This is a genomic window from Nitrincola iocasae (assembly GCF_008727795.1).
Classification (GTDB): Bacteria; Pseudomonadota; Gammaproteobacteria; order Pseudomonadales; family Balneatricaceae; genus Nitrincola; species Nitrincola iocasae.
Genome location: NZ_CP044222.1, coordinates 427850 through 442507 on the forward strand (window position 1 = coordinate 427850; position 14658 = coordinate 442507).

At 49.9% G+C, this 14658-nt stretch carries 16 protein-coding genes; 12 read left to right on the top strand and 4 right to left on the bottom strand.

The window, feature by feature from the left end:
* Window positions 1-1095, bottom strand: coding sequence for an efflux RND transporter periplasmic adaptor subunit (locus F5I99_RS02085; RefSeq protein WP_151053422.1), 1095 nt, complete (start codon window positions 1093-1095; stop codon window positions 1-3).
* A gap of 165 nt (window positions 1096-1260) precedes the next feature.
* Between F5I99_RS02085 and F5I99_RS02090 the strand changes: the two genes are divergently transcribed.
* Complete coding sequence (locus F5I99_RS02090; RefSeq protein ID WP_151053423.1) at window positions 1261-1893, top strand: TetR family transcriptional regulator; 633 nt, start codon at window positions 1261-1263, stop codon at window positions 1891-1893.
* Between the two features lie 92 nt (window positions 1894-1985).
* Here F5I99_RS02090 and nhaC read toward each other — a convergent pair whose 3' ends face one another.
* Window positions 1986-3485 carry a Na+/H+ antiporter NhaC gene (gene nhaC / locus F5I99_RS02095; protein WP_151053424.1) on the bottom strand — a complete coding sequence of 500 codons (1500 nt, stop codon included), beginning with the start codon at window positions 3483-3485 and terminating at the stop codon, window positions 1986-1988.
* A 256-nt stretch (window positions 3486-3741) separates the two neighbouring features.
* Here nhaC and F5I99_RS02100 point away from each other — a divergent pair, with 256 nt between their 5' ends.
* From F5I99_RS02100 to F5I99_RS02130, 7 genes are all read left to right on the top strand, one after another.
* On the top strand, window positions 3742-4218 hold the full coding sequence (locus F5I99_RS02100) for an Lrp/AsnC family transcriptional regulator (protein WP_225307513.1): 477 nt from the start codon (window positions 3742-3744) through the stop codon (window positions 4216-4218).
* Window positions 4219-4232: 14 nt separating this feature from the next.
* Window positions 4233-5465 carry an RNA polymerase sigma factor gene (locus F5I99_RS02105; RefSeq protein WP_151053425.1) on the top strand — a complete coding sequence of 411 codons (1233 nt, stop codon included), beginning with the start codon at window positions 4233-4235 and terminating at the stop codon, window positions 5463-5465.
* A 187-nt stretch (window positions 5466-5652) separates the two neighbouring features.
* Window positions 5653-6012, top strand: coding sequence for a YciI family protein (locus F5I99_RS02110; RefSeq protein ID WP_151053426.1), 360 nt, complete (start codon window positions 5653-5655; stop codon window positions 6010-6012).
* A 15-nt stretch (window positions 6013-6027) separates the two neighbouring features.
* The gene (locus F5I99_RS02115) at window positions 6028-6381 is read left to right on the top strand and encodes a DUF1428 domain-containing protein (RefSeq protein WP_151053427.1); all 354 of its coding nucleotides are present in this window, start codon (window positions 6028-6030) and stop codon (window positions 6379-6381) included.
* A gap of 109 nt (window positions 6382-6490) precedes the next feature.
* A complete protein-coding gene (locus F5I99_RS02120) occupies window positions 6491-7006 on the top strand; it encodes a LemA family protein (RefSeq protein ID WP_151053428.1) in 516 nt (171 codons plus the stop codon).
* A gap of 1 nt (window position 7007) precedes the next feature.
* Window positions 7008-8918 carry a DUF2207 domain-containing protein gene (locus F5I99_RS02125; RefSeq protein WP_191905930.1) on the top strand — a complete coding sequence of 637 codons (1911 nt, stop codon included), beginning with the start codon at window positions 7008-7010 and terminating at the stop codon, window positions 8916-8918.
* Window positions 8919-8924: 6 nt separating this feature from the next.
* A complete protein-coding gene (locus tag F5I99_RS02130) occupies window positions 8925-9725 on the top strand; it encodes a DODA-type extradiol aromatic ring-opening family dioxygenase (RefSeq protein ID WP_151053430.1) in 801 nt (266 codons plus the stop codon).
* 19 nt (window positions 9726-9744) lie between these two features.
* On the opposite strand, the gene F5I99_RS02135 is transcribed toward F5I99_RS02130, so the two are convergent.
* On the bottom strand, window positions 9745-10617 hold the full coding sequence (locus tag F5I99_RS02135; RefSeq protein ID WP_151053431.1) for a DMT family transporter: 873 nt from the start codon (window positions 10615-10617) through the stop codon (window positions 9745-9747).
* 289 nt (window positions 10618-10906) lie between these two features.
* On the opposite strand from F5I99_RS02135, the gene F5I99_RS02140 reads away from it, so the two are divergent.
* The 3 genes from F5I99_RS02140 (at window position 10907) to F5I99_RS02150 (ending at window position 13294) form a co-directional block, all read left to right on the top strand.
* The gene (locus F5I99_RS02140; RefSeq protein ID WP_151053432.1) at window positions 10907-11803 is read left to right on the top strand and encodes an alpha/beta fold hydrolase; all 897 of its coding nucleotides are present in this window, start codon (window positions 10907-10909) and stop codon (window positions 11801-11803) included.
* Between the two features lie 22 nt (window positions 11804-11825).
* The gene (locus F5I99_RS02145) at window positions 11826-12209 is read left to right on the top strand and encodes an MAPEG family protein (RefSeq protein ID WP_151053433.1); all 384 of its coding nucleotides are present in this window, start codon (window positions 11826-11828) and stop codon (window positions 12207-12209) included.
* A gap of 68 nt (window positions 12210-12277) precedes the next feature.
* Entirely contained in the window at window positions 12278-13294 is a 1017-nt protein-coding gene (locus F5I99_RS02150; RefSeq protein ID WP_151053434.1) for a DUF2235 domain-containing protein, read from the top strand.
* Here the strand turns inward: F5I99_RS02150 and F5I99_RS02155 are convergent, their stop codons facing one another.
* Window positions 13295-14155: an SDR family oxidoreductase gene (locus tag F5I99_RS02155; RefSeq protein WP_151053435.1), complete on the bottom strand. Its 861-nt coding sequence runs from the start codon at window positions 14153-14155 to the stop codon at window positions 13295-13297.
* 90 nt (window positions 14156-14245) lie between these two features.
* Here F5I99_RS02155 and F5I99_RS02160 point away from each other — a divergent pair, with 90 nt between their 5' ends.
* Window positions 14246-14647, top strand: coding sequence for a winged helix-turn-helix transcriptional regulator (locus F5I99_RS02160; protein ID WP_151053436.1), 402 nt, complete (start codon window positions 14246-14248; stop codon window positions 14645-14647).
* Window positions 14648-14658 lie beyond the last annotated feature (11 nt).

Consider the following 14658-nt stretch of genomic DNA (forward strand, 5'->3'; position numbering starts at 1 on the left):
TTAAAGCCCCTGCTCTTTTTCCCACGGGGTTACTTTTAGGTCTGCCGTTAAACGGTGAGCACCGACGGCGACAATACGGTCACCCGCCTTTAATTCGCCACTGACTTCCAGTCCTCTGGAGGTTAACCGACCGACCTCAACCGGCACGGCTTCAACCCGCTCCGGGCTCACATAGCGCCATACCTGAGCCTGGTTGGGATCATCACCTGAATAACTGACCGCATCAGCGGGCAGGTCCCAAAGTGGCTTAACGTGTTCTGAGTTCAACCCGCTCAAATCCAGCCGGACATTAGCACTCATGCCATCTAGCAGAGTGATATCGTCAGGCTGAGGGAGTGTCAGTTTAATTTCATAGGCCAAGCTCTGCGCGCTGGCTTGAGTGGTATAAGAGGCCAACTGGGCAGGGTAGGGCTTGTCACTGTTGCTAAAGCGTACCTCATACTCCAACGCATCACTGAAAGGCCGCCCGTTGTTTCGCGGCATGCGCTGTACTATCTGTTCAGGCAAATGAAACACCACATCTAACTGACCAGGCTGCTGAATTACGGCGACAGTTTCCTGCACCTGAACAAACTGGCGATTATCCACTGGTACCTGGGCAATCACGCCATCGTAAGGGGCTCGCAACAAGGTATGGGTGACCTGTTCTTCGGCCTGCTCGAAAGTGGCACGGGCTGCTCGCCACTCACTTTCGGCTTCATCAAACTGGGTTTGGCTCACGGCACCACGTTCCAGGGTGTAGCGCATGCGTTCCAGCATCGCCTTGGCTAACTCTAAGCGCGAGCGAGCACTATCCAATGCACTTTGCGCATTGTGATCATCAATGCGCGCAATTACATCGCCCTTGTTTACTTGCTGGCCGGGACTGACATTGATTTCGAGTAATTCACCGGCCATGCGGAACGACAGATTGCTTCGAGTAGAGGCCTCCACCCGCGCCGGAAATTGCCGCAGAGCCGTGGCATTTTCAGTCTCAAGCGTCATTAATTTAACTGGTCGTGCCGGTATTTCAGATTGTGCCTGGGGTTTCTCGCAGCCCATTAGCACAAGCAGGGCCATAATGACTGGCATTAATCGGAGATGAGTAACGGCCACGATAGACTCCTTGGCTAAGGTTAATGCTGTTTTTCACGCAAATAAGATAGACTATACACTTAACTGACATTCATGAATGTCAGTTAAGTGTATAGTAATATCCATGCGAAGACTTTGCTATCTATAAATGTCAAAATATCAATAATTCTATGAACTGGAGTTGCTATGTCCCGTCGTAAGGCTGACGCCGAACGTACCCGAGAGATTATTCTCGATGCTGCAGAAAATACTTTTTTAGCCCAGGGCGTGTCCCGGACCACTTTGGCGCATATTGCCGAGGCGGCTGGCGTCACCCGGGGAGCGATCTATTGGCACTTTGAAGATAAATCCGCCTTGTTCGATGCGCTGCTTGAGCGGGTGCGTGTCCCATTAGATGAAATTGTTGATGCTGCGATAGCACAAAATGGCGCAAATCCGGTCATCTGTCTGCGCGATATAGCAAGCCGCTTGCTGGCAGCCATTTGTTACGACCTGCCGTTGCAGCGTGCCGCTACCATTGTGCTACACCGATGCGAAAAGCTTGAAGATGATCATCCGCGAATCAGTATGATCACGCGGCTCTCTGAGTATGCTGAAGCGCAGGTGGAAAGGTTGTTTGAGCAGATAAAGTTAGCGGGTAACTTGCGAGCCAATCTCTCTCCCGTCAGTGCCCGCCGCCAGTTTCATGCCTTTTTGATTGGAACTTGTTTTGACTGGTTGCAGGATACCCGGAAATACTCTTTAGCTGATGAGTGCGACAGCTTCGTAGAGACACTAATGTGCGGGTTGTTTGTAGAGGGTGCCTTAGCTGCTAAATGATAACTGGGTGTCGGTAATGTTTGCCGGACGCTGGATCGCCTTTGTTTAACTGCAACAAAAAAACGATACCAGCGATTATCCGGCAACAACACTCAGCTTGTAGCGGTAGATGCAATCATGCTGTTGTCAGCGACTGCTTCACCCTGATCTTTCCATAATTGACGTTCCTCATCGGTTGCCCGTGGAGAAAACAGTCCAAGTTGGGCGTAGATAATCCCGATCAGAGGGGATAACCAACAGGCGAACGAGAGCGGAATGTACAGCAGGTTCTCAACTTGACCGCTGGCGATACCCAGGCCCAGTGCGCTGATAACAAAAGCACCACCAGCATTCCAGGGAATGAGTGGTGACAGCAGGGTACCCCCTTCTTCAATTGCGCGGGACAGGTTCAGTGTTGAATAGCCCATGCCACGATAGATCGGTGCATACATACGGCCAGGCAATGCAATGGACAGGTAGGGATCGCCCGCAACCAGGTTAGTGGACATGGAGGTACAGACGGCTACAGTCTGTAGGCTACGGAAGCTATGCACTTTGGTCATAATCGACTTAATGATGGATTCCAGGCAGCCGGTTTTTTCCAGGGCGCCACCAAACCCCAGTGCGATCAGTACCAGTGAGATGGTCCACATCATTGATTGAACACCACCACGATTCAGGAGACTGTCGATTGCAGCAACACCCGTTTCAATCGAGTAACCGGAATTAGCATAGGTCAGCAGGTCATGTACGCCAACTCCCTGAGCGATCATAGCCGCCACTGCGCCAGCCAGAACGCCGGCAAAGAGTGATGGAATCGGCGGCATGCGCTTGACAGCCAAAGCGATAACCAGCACCGCCGGCAAGAGTAGCCAGGCTGAAATCGCGAAGTTCTCATTCAGTGTGGTGGTGATGGTGTTGATTCTTTCGAAGGATGAATCACCGTCTTCGATCAGGGTAAAGCCAGCCACAAAATAGATCGCCAGTGCAATCAGCATGGCCGGAATCGTTGTTGGCATCATGTTTTTGATATGTGAAAACACATCGGTGCCGGTCACAGCGGGTGCCAGGTTGGTGGTATCGGACAGGGGAGAGATTTTATCGCCAAAGAATGCGCCGGATACTACGGCCCCGGCTGTCCAGTACATGGGAATATCAAAACCTGCACCTATCCCCATTAACGCCAGACCCACGGTGCCGACAGTACCCCAGGATGTCCCTAATGACACAGATACCACGGAACAGAGTATCATGGCAGCGGCCAGGAATATTGTTGGCGACAGAATGGTCAGACCATAATAAATCAGGGTCGGCACCGTACCACTGGCAATCCATACCCCGATGATCATCCCGACACAGATCAATACCGATACGGATGGCAGAGAAACGTGAATAACGTGAAACACGCCTTCCTCGATGTTTTTCCATTTGTAACCCAGCTTGATTCCCACCAGGCCAGTTATCGCCAAGCCGATGGCTAGTGGAATATGTGGCGTAAAGTCACCGAAATAGAACAGTTGTATACCCAGTACAACCAAGGTCAGTACGACCGGTGTGAGCGCCAGGCCGAGCCCCGGCTTTTGGATGTCCTGCAATTCTGATGAATCAGTCATAGCTATATCCTTTTTTGTGCGCATTAATAAAGCGAGAAATCCAACGCTACTTTTAAAGTAGCCCAATTCTGGGTTTTCTCATCTTTGACCGGATACCGCGGTGTACACGAGAGCGATGCTGGCACGGATCCGGGGATTATTATTGTTAGCTCTCATAACTACAGTATCAGCCTTTATGCCTAGGAAGTGGCTCTAAATAATGCTAAATTGCTTACCAATAGGCCTATATATGAGTATTAAATAGGAAAAAAGACTTTTGAAAATTGACCGTATAGATCGTGAAATCCTGCGTCAACTTCAGGAATATGGCCGTTTGCCTATTGTCGAACTGGCCAGTCGCATCAATCTGACAAAAACACCTTGTGCTCAACGAGTCCGTCGGCTGGAAGAGGCCGGTGTTATTCGTGGGTATCGTGCTGATCTGGATCCGGAGCAAATGAATGCTGGTCATGTCCTGGTTGTTCAGGTCACTATGGATAAAACCAGCGAAGATGCGCTTGAGCGTTTTAACGAGGCGGTACGAAAAATTCCGGAAGTACAGAGCTGTTATATGGTGGCTGGAAATTTTGATTACCTGCTTAAGGTCAGAACGCACGATATTAACCATTATCGCGCAGTGCTTGCCGCAAAGATTGGGCAACTGCCACATGTGCACCAAACTCACTCCTTCGTCGCGATGGAAATCGTAAAAGACGAAATCACTGTGCCGGTGCCGAATGAAGGACTCAGGTGAAGTAGGCCCTTCTCATGACAAACGATACGTCCCCAATCGGCCAAATTTATCAGCAACATTCCCGTCAGGTACTGGCTACGTTGATTCGCTTGCTGGGTGATTTTGAGTTGGCGGAGGAAGCGCTGCAGGAGGCCTTTGCAGCAGCTGTCAGACAGTGGCCTGAAGACGGCATCCCAGACTATCCCGTTGCCTGGTTGATTCGTGCGGGTCAGCGCAAGGGGATAGACCAAATTAGGCGCAGACAGACGGTACAGCACTACGCCCATCTGGTCACTGAGGATGAGGAAGCCTCCTGGGCGACAGTTGAGCAGGATATTCAGGATGATCAACTGCGGTTGTTGTTCACCTGCTGTCATCCCGAGTTGTCTTTGGATGCCCGAGTTGCCCTAACGTTGCGGGAAATGTGTGGATTGACGACAGAGCAAGTGGCCAGCGCCTTGCTGCAGAAGCCGGTGACACTGGCGCAGCGCATTGTTCGGGCCAAGAAAAAAATCCGTGAGGCGGGTATTCCCTATGAAGTGCCCGAAGCGCGAGAGCGATTGGCGCGGTTACCTGGTGTGCTGCGAGTAATTTACCTGGTGTTCAATGAAGGTTATTCCTGCAGCGAGGGTGATTCGGTGGTGGATATTAGCCTGTCCACCGAAGCGATTCGCCTGGCCGAGGTGCTGGCCAGATTGCTGCCAGAAGGTGAGGTGTTTGGGCTTTTGGCGCTGATGCGGCTTCAGGACTCACGGCGTTATGCGCGTCAGGATCGCTATGGCGAGTTAATAACACTGGAAGATCAGGATCGATCACTCTGGGATCAGGACAGTATCCGGCAAGGTTTGCAGTGGCTGGAGTTGGCACTTGCCAGCACGCCGGCTGACCCTTATACCTTGCAGGCATCGATTGCGGCTGTACATGCACAGGCTGCGCATGCAGACAAGACCGACTGGGCGCGTATCGTCCGTCTATACGAAGTATTATATCAGCAGCAGCCTTCTCCGATAATCGCGCTTAACCGCGCAGTCGCTGTTGCCCTGCGAGACTCTCCGGATGCAGGGTTACGGCTACTGGACGAGCTTGCCAACATCCGCGAAATCCGTAACTACCATCTTTTCCATGCCGCCCGAGCCGATCTTTATCGCCGAGCAGGCAATATCCAGGATGCTAGAACCGCGTATCAGCGGGCACTGGAACTCGCTACACAAGGTCCAGAACGGCGTTTTTTGGAACGTCGGCTGAAGGCGTTGGCGTCCACTCGCTAAAAATTTTTTCTTCCCTGTGTCGATTCCCGTTCGAGTCAAACGACTCATTGATAAAAGCAACTAACCGGGAGAAGTTCAGCATGAAATACATGCTGATGCGTCAGGTCGATACCGACACTGAGAAGGCAGTGTTACCTATCGACGAAATCAACAAAACTATGTCTGTAACACAAGAGGAGGAAAGCCTATGAAATATGCCGCTTTGGTCTATTACCAGGAAAGTATCATCAATGCCATGACCGAGCAGGAATGGCATGATCTGAATCAGGAATGTGTGGCAGGCGTCGAGCGTCTGGCCGGTCAAGGACATTATGTGGCAGGACAGGCGTTGCAACCCGTGGATACCGCGACTTGCGTACGCGTGCGTGAGGGAGAGGTGCTGATTACAGATGGTCCTTTCACGGAAACCAAAGAACAGTTGGCCGGGTTTTATCTGTTGGAGGCCAGAGACCTGAATGAGGCTCTGCAACTGGCCAGCCGGATTCCACCCGCACGCTTTGGCAGTATTGAAGTCCGCCCAGTGCGGGAGCTGCCAGCAAAAGATTAATCGAGGAGAAAAATTATGAGTTATGTCGATGGATTTGTTGCCGCAGTACCGACTGCTAACAAGGCGAAATACATCCAACACGCCAGAGATGCCGCGGAGGTCTTCAAGGAGTACGGCGTGCTGAAAATGGTGGAGTGTTGGGGCGATGATGTCCCTGAAGGCAAAGTGACATCCTTCCCCATGGCCGTAAAGTGCCAGCCAGATGAAACAGTGATCTTCTCCTGGCTGATGTGGCCATCCCGTGAGGTACGCGATCAAGCTATGCCAAAAATTATGGAGGACCCACGTTTACAACCGGATGTTAATCCCATGCCGTTTGATGGAAAACGGCTGATTTATGGTGGATTTGAGGTGGTATTAGAGGAGTAACCACCTAGTGGGCGTGCAGTGGAGTGTCAGGGTAAGGGTATAACATTGACCTCAAGCAGTGGAAACATAATAATTGCTGCAGATTCAATGAACTGGACTATAGAGCCGTATGGATACGATTTTTGCACTGATTACTGCGCTTGCCCTGCTGTGGGGCATCTTCAGCTACAATCGACTTGTTCGCGATCATAAGCGGGTGCTGGCGGCTTGGAGTGACATCGACGTACAGTTGAAGCGCCGTCATGACCTGCTCCCTAAATTGGTTGAGGCGGTCAAACAGTATGCTTCCTACGAACAAGCTACGCTGCTTTCAACGCTGGAGCTGCGTGTTCAGGCCATGTCTGCCCGGCAGGTGAGTGAGTGCGGCGAAAGAGAACTGGCGTTGGCGGCTGGAATCCAGCGTTTGCTGGTGCTTGCCGAGGCTTACCCTGACCTCAAGGCTAATCAGAATTTTCTTGATTTACAACGCAATATCAGTGAAGTAGAGAACTACATTCAATATGCGCGGCGTTACTACAATGGTAGCGTGCGTAATCTTAATTCACGTATCGACTCGTTTCCTGATCTGTTGGTGGCTAAGGCATTCGGGTACCACCATGCGGAATTTTTTGCCTATGAACGGTGATATGAAGCGTTCATGGTTAATCGTATTGCTGTCCCTCCTTGCGGCTTCTGTCTGGGCAGACGAACGTATTCTCGATTTTAACAGTGATATTACTGTGCGAATGGATGGCCGTATGGAGGTCACGGAAACGATCAAACTCCGTTCTGATGGCACGTTGATCAAGCAAGGTCTTTATCGCGCAATTCCGGTCCTTTACCGGGATGCTTACGGAAACTTCATTAAGATTCCCCTGGATGTTTTAACGGTCACTCGTGATGGGGAGTCTGAGCCTTTTCATCTTGAGTCAAAAGATGAGAGTCTTCATATCTACGTGGGCAGCAAGGCACATCTGCTGGTACCCGGTGAGTATACTTACGCCATCACCTATAGGATCGATCGGCAACTCGGTTTCTTCAGTGATTATGATGAGCTCTATTGGAATGTCACCGGTAACAAATGGGTATTTCCGATAGATAGTGCTAGCGCGACTGTCCGTTTGCCTGAGGGTATTAGCGCGGATGTTGTTACGGCTGAAGCGTACACCGGTCCTTTGGGGGCTACAGAACAAAACTTTCAAAGCAATATTGACAGTCGTGCCGTGTCTTTTGAAACCACTCGGCCACTGGCGAAAGGTGAGGGGCTGAGTATTGTTGTGACCTGGCCGAAAGGGGTGATTCAGGCGCCTACCTCGCTGCAGAGGCTCAACTGGTATGTAAAGGATAACCACGATACTGTCGCTGCCTTGGTGGGGTTGCTGGTGTTAAGTGTTTATTATCTGGTGGTGTGGGTCGCTTATGGACGGGATCCAAAACCAGGTGTCGTAATCCCGCTATATGATCCACCGGCTGGTTACTCACCCGGTGCCGTGCGTTACATTATCCGCCAGGGTGCGGATAACAAAACCTTTAGTACCGCACTGGTCAGTTTGGTTACCAAGGGGTATCTCTTGCTGGTCCAGAAAGAGCAGGAATACAGCGCCATACGGACTGACAAAGCCATCGGTGAGGATATTGGTCCGGGCGAGAAGGCGCTGCTGGAACAGCTATACAAAAACCTGCCATCAAAAACTGTAGAGTTCAATCAGAAAAACCAAGTGCGAATTCAAGCAGCTATGCAAGCCAACCGCATTGAACTACAAAAACATTATGACAAGATCTACTTTCTCAATAATCGCCATTGGTTGATACCAGGGATTTTAATAACCTTGTTTGTTCTGGGGTACAGTCTGATATTCAGTTCATTGGGTACAGGGATTCTGATGCTGTGGTTGACTGTGTGGACGCTGGGGCTAGTGTTTATTTTTATCAGAGTGTTGAATGCTATACGCCGCTTTAAAAGCACAAAAGATCTATCTTCTGTGCTACATGCTGGTTTGTTTTTCATAGTGTTTCTGTTCTTTGAACTGGGCGTTATTTTTATTATGCTAGAGTTATCGACAGTGATACAAATAGTCGCTTTTTTACTGCTTCTGATAATTAACCCTATATTTTATCAATTGCTTAAGAGGCCAACGCTCGCTGGTCGTAGGTTGTTTGATAAGCTGGAAGGGTTAAAGCTCTATCTGGAAGTCGCCGAAAAAGATGAGCTGCAGTTCAAGTATTCTCCTGAAAAGACACCGGAACTGTTCGAACGCCTGTTTCCCTATGCGATGGCGTTGGATGTTGAACAACGATGGGCTGATCGTTTCAGTGCGGTGTTTACTGATCTGGAAAGGTGCGCTCAGCCATCTCAACTTCGTGGGATAATGATTAAAACCTTTTATGATCAAAATGCTGATTTTTCCACAGCATTGTCCAATTCAATTAATCGTGCCGCTTCTTCACCCTCATCATCTTCGGCGCCAGGTTCGCGTTCGGGTAGTAGCCGTTCTAGTGGACGTAGTAGTGGCTCCTCTGGTGGAGGCGGCGGTGGCGGAGGTGGCGGAGGCTGGTAGGTGCTTATGAAATCATTACCTAAAGCGTTATTTATTTCACACGGCGGCGGTCCTTTACCCTTGCTGGGCGATCCGGGGCACCGTGATATGGTGTCTTGTCTGCAAGGCATTGCGGCGAGTATGCCTCGACCGGATGCCGTACTCGTAGTCAGTGCTCACTGGGAAGAGCGGCTGCCGACGCTGACAGCGCTGAGTAAGCCTGCTTTGATTTATGACTATTATGGCTTCCCGCCAGAGTCTTATGAGATTCAATATCCCTGTGCGGGTGAACCATCTTTGGCTCAAGAGGTATATCATAAGCTCGGCAAGGCGGATATTGATGCCAGGCTGGATGAAACTCGAGGGTTTGATCACGGTGTGTTCGTACCGTTAAAGATTATGTATCCGGACGCTGATATTCCCTGTGTTCAGTTGTCTCTGGCGAACAGCCTTGATCCTGCTTTCCATATCAAGATGGGTAATGCACTGCAAAACCTCGCCAGCCAGAAGGTGTTGGTAATCGGCTCAGGGTTTTCCTTCCATAATCTGAAAGCCTTCTTCTCACCAGCTAACGCGGAATCCCGGCAATTGAATGAGTCGTTTGAGCAGTGGTTGCAAGCGATCACTACAGATACGGCGATCTCAGAGCAGGAGAGACGAGAGTTGTTGATTAACTGGATCGACGCACCCGGTGCACGTTTCTGCCATCCCAGGGAAGAGCATCTTCTACCACTGCATGTGTGTTACGGCGTGGCTCAAGCACCTTGTACTGAGCTGTACGAAGTCACCATTATGAATAAAAAATCGAGTATGTATCTGTGGCGATGACGTCCCTGTCATCACCAGGCTATTCAGTAGGCTGCAAGGGCCTTGTTTTGAATACCAGCGTTAATCCACCCAGAATGACCAGCATCCCTACGAGGCTCAGCGGCGGCAGGGCATTCCCTAAAGATAGGTAGTCCAAGATGGCGGTTATTCCAGGAACAAGATAGAACAGACTGGTCACATTGACGAGGTTGCCAGCTTGAATCAACTTGTACATCAGTAGTGTAGCCACGATGGAAATTACGATGGCAAGCCAGAATAACGCGATAAATAATTGCTTGCTTGGCGTGATTTCTATCGGTTGATAGGGAACGAACAGCAGGCAGAGTAGCAAGGTCATAGCGTATTGCAAAGGCAGCACGGCTAAGGGGGATTGTTTTTCGCCCTTTTGCAGCAGAGAGCCGGTGGTAATGGCGGTCAGCGCAGCCAGTGCAAAAAGTACCCCAGAAACCGGTAACTGGCTTAAGCCAAGATTTTGGTAGACTATAAGCGTTAGCCCAGTCAGTGCCAGTCCCAATCCGGCCAGACGTTTCATTGAATACTGACGCTCAGTAATAAACAGCGTTAGTATGGGTTGTGTCCCCAGAAGGGTCGCCAGTGTGCCGGGTGTAACCTCATGCTCTAAAGCCAGGATGTAAAAAATTGAATAGCTGCCGATCAGCAGCAACCCTGTCTTAGCAACGCGTAGACGTGTACCCCGTTTGGGTAGCACTTGTCGTCGATACACACTGATGATCAGTAGTATTGTGAGCGCAATACTGAAGCGCAGGAGTAGGAAGGCGAAGGGCGATGCCGACTCTAAGCCTATTTTGGAGAATATAGCACCACTACTCCATAGCAGTACAAATAGTGACGTGGCACTATAAGAGAGTAACACTGTACGATTAATGCACATGTTCTGTTTCCCGTTGTTGAGAAGCCTATGACTAACTGGGTCTGTGGTGAGCAGGTGGCTCAGTGATAGATCAGACTCAGAGTGTTATAAGTGTATTCAACAGAATACCGGTGGCGGCTGATGCGCCACAGGAGGATTGGGAGGATAACATGAGAGTGGCTTATTTAGCGCGAACGAAAGACTACCCAGCAGCATGGGTGTAGTGGAAGCAGCAATTGCGGACGCAAATTTAGCCATCTGATTCTAACCGGTAGTCTTGATTTAAATTAAAGCTTAGCAGGTCACATGCATGATTAAAAGAGTAGTGTGTTTATGGATTTTGCTGCTATTCAGTAGTGGATCTGCTGCGTCAGATTTTGATTCTACCTATGTGTCAGTAACAGTAGTGGGTTCCGGAGACGACGTCATTTTAGTCAATGGGCTAGCGTCTTCACCAGAGGTATGGTCTGAAACAGTTGATCAACTCCAGTCCCGCTATAGAGTACATCTTTTTAGTATCAAGGGGTTTGCAGGCACTCAAGCGGCTTCGTCAACGCCAGAGGTTTATCTGGAAGCCTTGCGTGATGAGATTCTGAATTATATTCAGTATGCCGAGTTGGACTCCCCCGTTTTAATCGGGCATTCAATGGGAGGCTTGGTGTCTTTAATGGTGGCAAGTGCCAGTTCTGATACGATCAGTAAGATCATTGTAGTGGATGTGCTGCCCTTCTACAGCTTATTGTTTAATACTGAAGCGACTTCGGCACAAGTGGCTCCGTTTGCCTTGGGCTTGGAGAAACAGCTGTTGGCAATGAGTGATGTGCAGTATGAGGTACATGCGCGCAAGGCTGCGAATATCATGGTCAAATCCCCTGAGTGGATTGAAACCATCGTCCATTGGGCCAACACCACGGACCGTGCTGTCAATGCGCAGTTAGTACGTGAGGTAATGACCTATGATGGTCGGGCGTTATTGGATCGGATTTCCGCGCCTATTCATGTGATTTATGCCTATGATCAAAGCATGCCGATAACGGCTGAACAACTGGCCAGCCTTTATCAAGCGGCCTATTCCCGCGCTGAGACAGTGGAGCTGATACAAATTGATGATGCCTACCACTTTATCATGTGGGATCAGCCGGAAGGTTTTCATGAGTGTCTGGCTAATGTGCTGTTAGATGGTCAATGCTATGATTTGCAAAACTAAAAGACTAGATAGGAATTAGATCATGTCCATCACGCCACTCTACGCTGCATTATTGGCACTGCTGTTTGTCTTTCTGAGCTTTCGTATCATTCGCCTGCGCCGGGCATTGCAGGTCGGTTTGGGGGATGCTGGCGACAAACAGTTGGGACGAGCTATCCGGGTGCATGCCAATTTTGCAGAATATGTACCGCTGGCTCTGGTGCTACTGTTCTTTGTCGAAGCGCAGCCAGCTCCGTTTTGGTGGGTGCATTTGTTGGGTTTGCTCTTGCTGGTCGGGCGTCTCTTGCATGCTTACGGGCTGGGTCAGGTAAATGAAACACTGATATTTCGTATGATCGGGATGATAATGACCTTTTCATCCGTGATTTTTGCGGCTGTATATTTACTGGTGACGGTGTTGGTTTAATTTTTTTGATCATTTTTTGAACAGTGGCGGGATTGCTGCTATGAATAATGAACAACCTGGAGGTTCTTATGAAACGTATCATTATCTGTTCCGACGGTACCTGGCAATCACCAGAAAGTGATCATCCCACTCATGTGCTGCGGGTTGCGCGAGCGATTGCGCCAGAAGACCTGCAGGGAAATAAACAGGTGGTGTTTTACGACTGGGGGGTTGGTACAGAAGGTGATCGTATTCTTGGCGGGGCAAGCGGTGCCGGGCTTGATAAGAACATCATGGATACTTACCGCTTTATCGTGCATAACTTTGATAAAGGTGACGCCCTGTTTTTGTTTGGTTTCAGCCGGGGCGCCTATACTGTCAGGTCGTTGGCTGGCTTGATCCGCAATGCCGGTATTTTGCGACGTGAACATGCCGAGCTGATTCCTCAAGCCTATGAACTTTACCGCCAGCGTTCTGCCGATTCCAAACCCTTTAAACAGAAGTCAACGCGATTTCGGAAACAGTATGCGGTGGCTGATATCACTCGGATTCGTTTTATTGGCGTTTGGGACACCGTAGGCGCCTTGGGGATTCCCGCCCCTTTTCTGGGTACTTTGGGTACTACCCGTTATCTGTTTCACGATACCGAGCCCAGCAGTATTATCGATTGTGCCCGTCATGCGGTATCGATTGATGAGAACCGTGAAGACTTCGAGCCAACGCTTTGGTCACAAAAACCAAGTGTGGATCTGAAGCAGGTCTGGTTTGCCGGGGTGCATACCGATATTGGTGGCGGTTATGCCGATCACAGTTTGGGAGACCATGCCGGGAAGTGGTTGCTGGATGAAGCCTGTCAGTGTGGTTTGACTTGTGCGCCGCACCTGGATGCGCAGATGCACCCTGATCATCTTGGTCTTCAGCATAATGAATACCATGGATTTTACCGTGCCTTGCGTCGTGCCAGGGTACGTGAAGTACAGCCAATACTGCATCAAAGTGTTAAGGATCGCTGGGATGATTCGGCTGTCGACTACACCAGCTCGGCACTACAGCAGTTGCTGGCGCAGGTCGACGGCGATTGGCAGCGTATAACGCTGGTTAATTGATTAAATTTTTTCCAGCGCACTTCGCAAGGCGCTTTCCAGCGATGTGGTCGGTCGACCGGTTAATTGGCTGAGTTGCTGACTGCCGTCAAACAGTGCGCCCTGGCTGGCTCCTGTATCTGAATCGGCCAGTAACTCGGCCAGATGCTCAGGCAAGCCTATGCTGATCAGCGTGTTACGATAGTCTGTTTCTGAGAGATTCTGATAGGCAACATTTTTCCCGGTCAGTTGATGGATTATATCCGCATACTCTGCAAGTGAGTAGCTGGTATCTCCGGCCAGTTCATAGGTTTTATGATAGTGTTTAGCGCCTTCCAGCAATACAGTGACGGCGGCTGCTGCGTAATCATGACGTGTTGCGGAGGCTATGCGCCCGTCACCTGCGCAGCCGATTAAAGTACCATGCTCAAGTGCAGCTGGCAGGCCGGCAAGATAGTTTTCTGTATACCATCCATTGCGCAGTAGTACCCAGTTAAGCCCGGATGTTTTTAACTCGGCTTCTGTTTGCCGATGCTCATCTGCCAGACCCAAGGGTGATGTATCGGCATGTAACAGGCTGGTGTATGCCAGCATAGTAACACCTGCTTTTTGGGCTGCATCGATCACATTATGATGCTGCGTCGCGCGTTGGCCAACTTCGCTTGAAGAAATTAATAACAGTTGCTGAATACCTGTTAACGCCCGATCCAGACTTTCCGGCTGGGTGTAATCCATCTGACGTACCTGCACGCCACGTGCTTTAAGGTCGGATACGCTGTCAGGTGTACGCACGCCAGCCACAATTTTTTCAGCGGGCAGGCTTTGTAACAACAGATCAATGACCTGACGGCCCAGTTGTCCAGATGCTCCAGTAATTAATATCATGCTATTTCCTCAGTGGTGTATTTAATGGTGGATGCAAGACTAGCACTCATGCTAACTTATAGTAAGTACATACAAAAAGGTAAGTGTTAAATGAATAGTCTGCATTCGAAAACCAAACTGCTGGGTAATACGCTGGCTGAGCAGATGCAACGCGGTCAGGTGTTTTCTGATCGTTGCCCTTCGCGACAAGTGTTAAATCATGTGACTAGTCGCTGGGGGGTACTGGTGTTAATTGCGTTACTGGAAGACACCTACCGTTTTAGTGAATTACGGCGGAAAATAAACGGTGTCAGTGAGCGGATGCTGGCGCAGACGTTGCAGGCGTTGGAATCTGATGGCTTTGTGTTGCGAACGGCCTATCCTGTGGTGCCTCCTCATGTAGAGTACAGTCTGACCTCTATGGGGGAGGAAGTTGCGGTCAGGGTGCGAACATTGGCGGATTGGGTTGAAGAGAATCTACAGCGGGTGTTGCAGGGTGATTCAATCGCCTAAATTAAGTTTTT